The organism is Pseudoalteromonas sp. SG43-6, from assembly GCF_014164365.1.
GTDB classification, from domain to species: domain Bacteria; phylum Pseudomonadota; class Gammaproteobacteria; order Enterobacterales; family Alteromonadaceae; genus Pseudoalteromonas; species Pseudoalteromonas rhizosphaerae.
The window spans coordinates 20340-28137 of the sequence record NZ_JACJEZ010000058.1 but is presented as its reverse complement, the minus strand read 5'-3'; the positions used below and the strand labels follow the sequence as shown (position 1 = coordinate 28137).

8 protein-coding genes are annotated in these 7798 nt (G+C 41.4%); 2 read left to right on the top strand and 6 right to left on the bottom strand.

Features of this window, described 5'->3' with window-relative positions; genetic code table 11:
- Positions 1-318: 318 nt before the first annotated feature.
- Together H5201_RS19285 and H5201_RS19280 are read left to right on the top strand one after the other, a co-directional pair.
- Positions 319-813, top strand: coding sequence for an ImmA/IrrE family metallo-endopeptidase (locus H5201_RS19285; RefSeq protein ID WP_149980754.1), 495 nt, complete (start codon positions 319-321; stop codon positions 811-813).
- Complete coding sequence (locus H5201_RS19280; protein WP_182785218.1) at positions 813-1148, top strand: hypothetical protein; 336 nt, start codon at positions 813-815, stop codon at positions 1146-1148. The genes H5201_RS19285 and H5201_RS19280 overlap by 1 nt, the downstream gene beginning before the upstream one ends.
- Positions 1149-1363: 215 nt before the next feature.
- Here H5201_RS19280 and H5201_RS19275 read toward each other — a convergent pair whose 3' ends face one another.
- The 6 genes from H5201_RS19275 to pspF are packed head-to-tail and all read right to left on the bottom strand — an operon-like array spanning position 1364 to position 7716.
- A complete protein-coding gene (locus H5201_RS19275) occupies positions 1364-2125 on the bottom strand; it encodes an ATP-binding cassette domain-containing protein (protein ID WP_149980752.1) in 762 nt (253 codons plus the stop codon).
- A complete protein-coding gene (locus H5201_RS19270; protein WP_149980751.1) occupies positions 2125-3117 on the bottom strand; it encodes an oligopeptide/dipeptide ABC transporter ATP-binding protein in 993 nt (330 codons plus the stop codon). Before H5201_RS19270 ends, H5201_RS19275 begins: the two co-directional genes overlap by 1 nt.
- Positions 3118-4011 (bottom strand): ABC transporter permease subunit, encoded by an 894-nt coding sequence (locus tag H5201_RS19265; protein WP_145241450.1) that lies wholly within the window; start codon positions 4009-4011, stop codon positions 3118-3120. It lies immediately after the preceding gene.
- Entirely contained in the window at positions 3998-5032 is a 1035-nt protein-coding gene (locus H5201_RS19260) for an ABC transporter permease subunit (protein ID WP_149980750.1), read from the bottom strand. Before H5201_RS19260 ends, H5201_RS19265 begins: the two co-directional genes overlap by 14 nt.
- A complete protein-coding gene (locus tag H5201_RS19255; RefSeq protein ID WP_145241446.1) occupies positions 5032-6639 on the bottom strand; it encodes an ABC transporter substrate-binding protein in 1608 nt (535 codons plus the stop codon). The genes H5201_RS19260 and H5201_RS19255 overlap by 1 nt, the downstream gene beginning before the upstream one ends.
- A gap of 18 nt (positions 6640-6657) precedes the next feature.
- Positions 6658-7716, bottom strand: a complete 1059-nt coding sequence (pspF, locus tag H5201_RS19250) for a phage shock protein operon transcriptional activator (protein ID WP_182760496.1) — start codon at positions 7714-7716, stop codon at positions 6658-6660.
- Between the last annotated feature and the right edge of the window lie 82 nt (positions 7717-7798).

Sequence of the window (7798 nt, the reverse complement as noted above, 5' to 3'; positions counted from 1 at the left end):
AGGTACTAGGTGAAAGGTTAAAGGTTAAAGGTTAAAGGCTAAAGGTACTAGGTTAAAGGTGCTAGGTTCGAGTTTAGTTTACAAAATTGGGTAGCGTGCAACGAAAGCCTTTGCGCCTGTGAAGTTTTAAATAGCAGTTGTGACAATTATTATTGATATTAGAATGGCAGAAAAACACACTAAGAATTATGTGATAGTGTTAAAATGTATGTTGGTAAAAAACTGAATATTAACTACTGTATATATTATCAGTGCAATTGACGTTTTTTTGCTTTTATCTGTATAAACACAACAGAAATTTCTAGTTGAGGAAATTATATGAACTTGAATCCACAAACTGAAGCTAACAAAGTACTTGAAACACTTTGGCTTAATCAGGACTTTCCTGTTGATCCTGTCTCGATAGCTAAAAAAATGGGATTACAAGTTTTGGATACAGAACTCCCACCTAGTGTTTCCGGCGCCTTGATTAAAGAGGCTGGTGCTGATCCGATCATCGCTTTACATCATGCTGATCACAGTAACCGAAAACGATTTACCTGCGCACATGAATTAGGTCATTACGTTTCCAGGATTGAGTCTAACGATGAAAGCCTTGAATATGAGTATGTTGACTTAAGAGGCCCAAATGCTTCAAACGGAACTGATGCTGATGAAATATTTGCAAATCAGTTCGCAGCTAACTTATTAATGCCTGAAGCAATTTTAAAAAAATTATTGCGTTCAGGTAAAAATCATTTTAATTTAGCAATGTATTTCGGGGTTTCTCATGAAGCGCTTAAGCATAGATTAAAAGCATTGAGGCTTTTATAATGACGGTACAAGAAAAGGGAAATTTAGCATCGTTAATAAAAGCGAGCCTGCAAGATAAAAGTAAAACTACCCCGACAGATCCTTTAGTTTCAGAGAAAGTTGAAGATTCAAAAGCAGATAGAGAATTAAAAAAATCCTATGCCAATTGGTTTATTAAAATACTTATAGGCCAACTTATCGTGATGAATATTATATTTTTTTGCGTAGGATTTGGTTGGCTGGCTTTTGATGAATGGTCGTTAAATTTATATATGGGTGGTACATTAGCGGAAGTGTTCGGCGTTATTTTAGTAATCACCAAGAACCTGTTTCCAACCAAGCCAACAAATAGATGATTTTTCAGACTGTTTGGAGTTGATTAAGGTTCTATTTTTCCAGAACCTACTATTTCTGAGTTAAACGTAAGCACTATCCCAAATACGATGTTCTCATTTCGCATAAAGCGGTTGATAAATCCGCTTTACTATTGGCTTTCGTTTTTTAACCACAAACAGCGATAGATATATATCCCTTAACTGCTCTGGCTTTTCCTAGAACCTAGAACCTTTTTTTAGCAACTCAACAACTTCTGAGTGACTTTTGATTTTGGCTTTTGGAATACATCCTCGGTTCTACCGTATTCAACAATTTCACCGTGATCGAGTACTACAAGTTGATCGCTGATGTGGCGTACTAAACTTAAGTGGTGAGTGATCAAGATATAACTGAGACCCGTGTCCTGTTGAAGCTTGAGTAGCAGGTTGACGGTTTGTGCGCGTACAGAAGGGTCCAGAGATGATAATGCTTCATCAAGTACTACAACCTTAGGGTCGAGTATTAATGCACGTGCTAGAGCGACACGTTGCAGCTGACCGCCACTAAACATATGTGGGTAGTAATACTGATGGTCGTTTAATAAACCTACTTTAGACAGTGTTGCGGTGATTTTTTCAGCGCGAGTTACTTTATCCAAAGAAGTATTATATTGCAGGCAATCGTCGAGCATATCGCCGATCGTTAAACCTGGGTTTAGCGAGGCTTCGGAGTCTTGAAAAATCATTCTAATATGGCGGCATTGCTGATCGCGAACGCCTTTGTTTTCGATGATGTTGCCATCGAGTAGGATTTGCCCAGCATCTGCGCTGTCTGCTCCAGCGAGTAATTTTGCTAGGGTACTTTTACCAGAGCCAGTTTCGCCAATAATAGCCAGTGTTTCACCTTGCTCTAAACAAAACGAGATGTTTTTTAATACCTCAAAACGCTTACGTGAAAATAACCCAGCACGCAGGTTAAAGCTTTTTGACAAGGCTTGCACTTTTAACAGAGGTTGCATTATTTCATCACCTTAATGAGAGGGAAATGACACGCATAACTATGACCATGTTGTTTAGTTAAAGGCGGTGTTACTACACAGGCTTTTTGTGCCTGCGGACAGCGAGGACCAAGACGACAGCCTATAGGCAAATGCTGTAAGGTTGGGATTGTCCCTTTTAGTGCATAAAAAGGTTCTTTATGGGCAAGCCCTTGCTCATAATCAGGTAAGCTTTTTAATAATGCTTGCGTATAAGGGTGGCGAGGCTGAGCAAAAATACGTTGGGTTGGGCCTGCTTCAACCATTTGTCCGCAGTAAAGTACATGCATACAATGAGACCAATTAATGATTTCTTCAAGTTCATGAGAGATCATTAAAATTGACATGTTTTTAAGTTGATTTAAACTTTTTAATAACCGGAATACCTGCGCTCGCGTGGTACTTTCAAGTGCTGTAGTTGGCTCATCGGCGATCAGTAACTTAGGTGTACGAGCAATGGCCATAGCAATCATGACCTTTTGACATACGCCTTCTGATAGCTCGTGAGGGTAGCTCGATAGTACTTTTTCGTGATCTTTAATGCCCACTTTGTGGATCAGCGCTTTTACTCGGTCTTTACGTTCGCGGTTACGCTTTAAGAAAAACCCGGAGTTTGCTATTTCAGGGAGCGTTTCGGCTATTTGCTCAAATATTTTTGCGGTAGGATCAAGACAACGACTAGGATCTTGATAAATCATTGCGATGTCACTACCAACAATTTTACGTCGTTGTTCGTTTGATAGACGCATTAAATCTACGCCGCGCCAATGCATTCGGTCGGCGGTAATGTGCCAGCGTTTATTTAATACACCCACAATGGCTTTAGCAATTAAGCTTTTACCTGAGCCAGATTCGCCCACTAATGCATGTACTTCACCTTCTTTGAGGCTCAAGTTCACTCTATCTACGGCGCGAATAACAGTATCAGAGGTGCGCAGCTCTATGGTCAGATTTCGTATATCAAGTAATTGCATTTAATCAGCCTTACGTGCTTTGAGCACTTGGCGAAGCCCGTCGCCCACTAAGTTGGTCGACAGCACGGCTAAAAAGAGTAACACCCCAGGTAAGCCAACGGTCCAAGGTGCTAAATAAATTAAACCCAGGTTTTCAGCTAAAATTGCACCCCACTCTGTGGTTGGTGGTTGTGCCCCTAGTTTTAAAAAGCCTAAAGCGGAAATATCTAAAATAGCGGTCGATAATGCCATAGTAAAAATAACCACAATATGCTCATAAATATTTGGAAAAATCCCGCGCGAGAGAATATGCCAATTCGATGCGCCATCAAGCTTAAATGCAGTAATGTAATCTTTATTAAGCTCAGTGACGATGAGGTTACGCACCGAGTGAATAAATTGCGGTAATAGCGCTAAAATAATTGCCCACACGGTATTCATCAGGCCTGGGCCTAATATCGCAATAATAATAATCGCTAACAATAAAGACGGTATTGATAAGGTTATATCGAGTAGATGATTTAAAAAGCTTGAGCGAATACCTCGGCTAATGCCGGCAAATGTGCCTACTAACACACCTATGATGGTGGTGATCAGCGCAGCAATGACTGATAAGCCAAAGGTATAAGTTGCGCCATTCATAAGCCGTGAGAGTACATCGCGACCTAAGTCGTCAGTACCGAGTATAAAACGTACATCGCCCATTTCATGCCACGATGGAGGAATAAGTAACGCATCACTGTGTTGCTGGTTTACTCCATATGGTGCAATCAGTGGCGCAGCCGCAGCTAAAATAGCAAAGGCGATAAAAATCCATAACCCCACTAAGGCAGGATGATTGGATTTAAATTTGCGCCAAAATCGCGCTAATGGCGATTTGTTTGACTCTTCTGAAAATAAATTAAACTTTGCCATGCGCTTGATTCCGTGACAGCGGGTCGAACAAGGTATAGGTTAATTCTGCAATAATAGTCGCCAGAATTACAAACATCGATACCGCTAATAAGCCACCTTGAATGGCAGGGTAGTCTCGTTGATAAATACTATCAATTAACCAACGCCCAACACCTGGCCATGAAAAAATCACCTCAGTGATCATCGCCAGAGTGATCAAGGTACTAAACTGTAAACCAATTTGTTTTATAACCGGTAATAAGGCATTACGTAAGGCATGATGCATAATTAATTGGGCACGGTTTAAGCCTTTGGCTCGGGCGGTTTTAATAAAACTTTGCTCAAGCACATGCAACATTGACTCTCGTGTAAAGCGCACTAATACAGTGGTAGGGTACATTGCCAGAACAATGGTCGGCAGGGTTAAATGATGCAGAGCATCAAGCATTGCTAGACCAGAATAAGGAAAGTCTGCTAATACAATATCAATCAAAATAAAGCCAGTTTGGGAGGGGATCTCGTACAGTAAGCCCATTCGCCCTGACATCGGGAACCAACCTAGTTGTAATGAGAACACCATGATCAGCAGCAAAGCTAACCAAAATACCGGCATTGAGTAGCCCACTAATGTCGTGGAGTTAACTAGTTTATCTGGCCAGCGCCGATGATAGGCCGCCGCAAAGATACCTGCCGGAACGCCAACCACCACAGAAATAATTAACGCATAAATACTCAGCTCTAACGTGGCTGGGAATAGCTCGATAATATGAGTAAATACGCTGTCGCCCGAAGCGAACGACACGCCCCAGTCGCCTTGCACAATACGCGCAATAAAAGCAAAATATTGCATTAAATAATTATCGTTAAAGTGATATTTTTCTTGTAGTTCACTGGTTTGTGAAAAACTGGTATTACTGATACCACTTAAATTACTAAGCGGATCGCCGGGAAATAAATAACTGAGTGAAAATGTAAATACACTCAAGGTAAACATCATAAATAACAGTAAGCCTAAACGACGTAAAATATAATTTAACACCATTATTTTTTCCTCGCGTTGGCTAAGGAAATTGCGCCAAATGGGCCAAGTGGAATACCTTCTACATCGGCACTACTTGCTTGAAACCGCATACCGTGGGCAAGTGGTAATAAAGGTAGTTCACGCACTATCATCGCTTGTGCTTGTTGATAATAGGCTTTTCGTTTGGCTAAATCGGTGGTATCAAGCGCTTGTGTCAAGAGTAAGTCAAACTCAGGATCACACCAATTCGCAGGGTTTTTACCGCTAAATGCCGCGGTGCAACTGAGTAGCGGGCTAAAAAAGTTATCTGGATCCGGTGTATCTGCAGCCCAACCTAATAACACGCTGTCATGGCGGTGTTCACCTATGCGTTGAATAAAGGTGTTCCACTCATACTCAACAATGCTGACGTTTACACCAATTTTTCGTAAATCGCTTTGCATTAGCTCGGCCATTTTACGTGCGTTAGGATTATAAATTCGGCTCACTGGCATAGCCCAAATGGTCATATCAAAGCCATTAGGAAGGCCAGCCTCAATCAACAGTTTTTTAGCTAGATCAGGGTTAAATCCGGGTAGTTTAGCTTGTGGTTGATATGCCCATGATGTTGGCGGTAATAACGATTGCGCACGAATACCGTTGCCGTAATAAACTGCTTGCATGATTTTTTCAACGTCAATGGCATGGGCCAGTGCTTGGCGTACTCTTAAATCGTCAAATGGTGGGCGCTCGGTATTAAACGCCCAATAACCTACATTAAGATTGGTTTCTTTTTGTACGTTAATGTCATCGCGTTGGGCTAAAATACTTAATTGTGCGCTACTTGGGTGTGCGGTTACATCGCACTCTTTAGTGAGCATTTTTGCAATTCGGGTGGTGCCATTTGGGGTGATGTCGTAAACCAACTGCTCCAGCACTACGTGGTGCTTCCAATAGTCAGGATTACGATAATAGCGTACTAAGTGATCGCGCCGATACTCTTTATAAACATAGGGCCCAGTACCAACAGGGTATTGATCAAAAAGATTAACTTGGTCGCGTTGTTTTAATTGCATGGCATATTCGCGAGACAGAACCACTGCAAAATCAGTTGCCATATTGGCTAAAAAGCTGCTTTCGGCATTAAATAATTCAAAGCGCACTTGGTAGTCGGACACGCGAACAATTTGCCGTATTAGCTGGTCAATGCCGACACTTTGAAAATAAGGGTAATTGGCATCCCCAACAAAGTGATAAGGATTATACACATCGAATAAACGGCTAAAGGTAAAAATTACATCATCAGCGTTAAACTCTCTGCTTGGGGTAAAGTATGCAGTCGTATGAAACTTCACTCCTTTGCGCAAGGTAAAGGTAACTGACTTGCCGTCTTTACTTATTTTCCAGTCAGTGGCCAGTTCACTTTTAAATTCAGCGGTCACGGGATCGATACTGATCAAACGGTCATACAATTGGTTTGCAATAATATCGATCGTCGAACCTGTGGTCGTCACTTGGGGATTGAACGACACAGGGTTAGCCTCAGCGCAATAAACTAAGCCCTGATTCTTTTCTTCTAGCGTTTTTTCTTTGGTATCTAAGCAACCCGTTAGGCATACCGTTAAGATACCAAGTAATAATTTATACACTCGTTTAGCCTCTGACTATTATTGTTGATCTAACAAGTTGTATTTTTTCAAATAGCCTCGTAGTTGATGATACGTTAAACCAAGTACTTCTGCAGTTTTCTTTTGATTAAATTGACTATATTCAAGCGCTTTTTTTATTAAATCAATTTCAAATTCATTTGAGAGGTCTTTTAAGCTACATGGAAACTGAAATTGCGGGGTACTTGTTGCAACTATCGGTTCATTGGCGACAACTGCAACAGGAGCTGCTTCTACGGCTGTAGTGGGGAGTTTTTTAATTCGTTGCTTAGGTCTAAAGCGGCTTTCAAATGGGTCTAAAATAATCTGGTGAACGGGAATATGTTCACTGCCATGGCGATATAAGCTTCGTTCCACGACATTTTTAAGTTCACGTATATTACCTGGCCAATCATGCCCTTGCAGTATTTCCACAGCACTGCGGGTGAAACCACTGAATAGTTGCCAGTCCAAATCACGGGCCATATTCATCGCAAATTGCTCAGCGAGTAACATGATGTCTTCCTGACGTTCGCGCAGTGGCGGTAAAGTGATTACATCAAATGCGAGCCTGTCGAGTAAATCGCTTCTAAATTCACCTTGCTCGGCTAAATAAGGAAGGTCTTCATTGGTTGCGCAGACTAAGCGAGTATCGACCTTGACGGTTTGTTTACCACCGACTCGCTCAAATTCACCGTATTCAATTACCCGTAATAGTTTTTCTTGCACCATGGCAGAGGTATTTGCTAGTTCGTCTAAAAATAGCGTACCGGCATTGGCACGTTCAAACCGTCCTTCGTGGCGTTTACTTGCGCCGGTAAAGGCACCACTTTCATGGCCAAACAATTCGCTTTCAAGCAAGTTTTCGTTAAGTGCCGCGCAGTTGAGCTTAATGTAGCTTTGCTCCCAGCGCTTTGATAAAAAGTGTAAACGGGCGGCGATCAGTTCTTTACCTGTGCCACGTTCACCAATAATCAGTACTGGTTTATCTAAACTTGCCAGCTGTGAAACTTGATCAAGTACCGCTAAAAAGCTGTCTGATTGGCCGAGTAAATTATCTTGTTGGCGAAATTGGCTCATATTCCCTAACTCTTAGTCATTTTTACTAACAGTTAGTGTATTTCATAATTAGGGAGAACTAAAGGAATTTGTATTTTTAGTT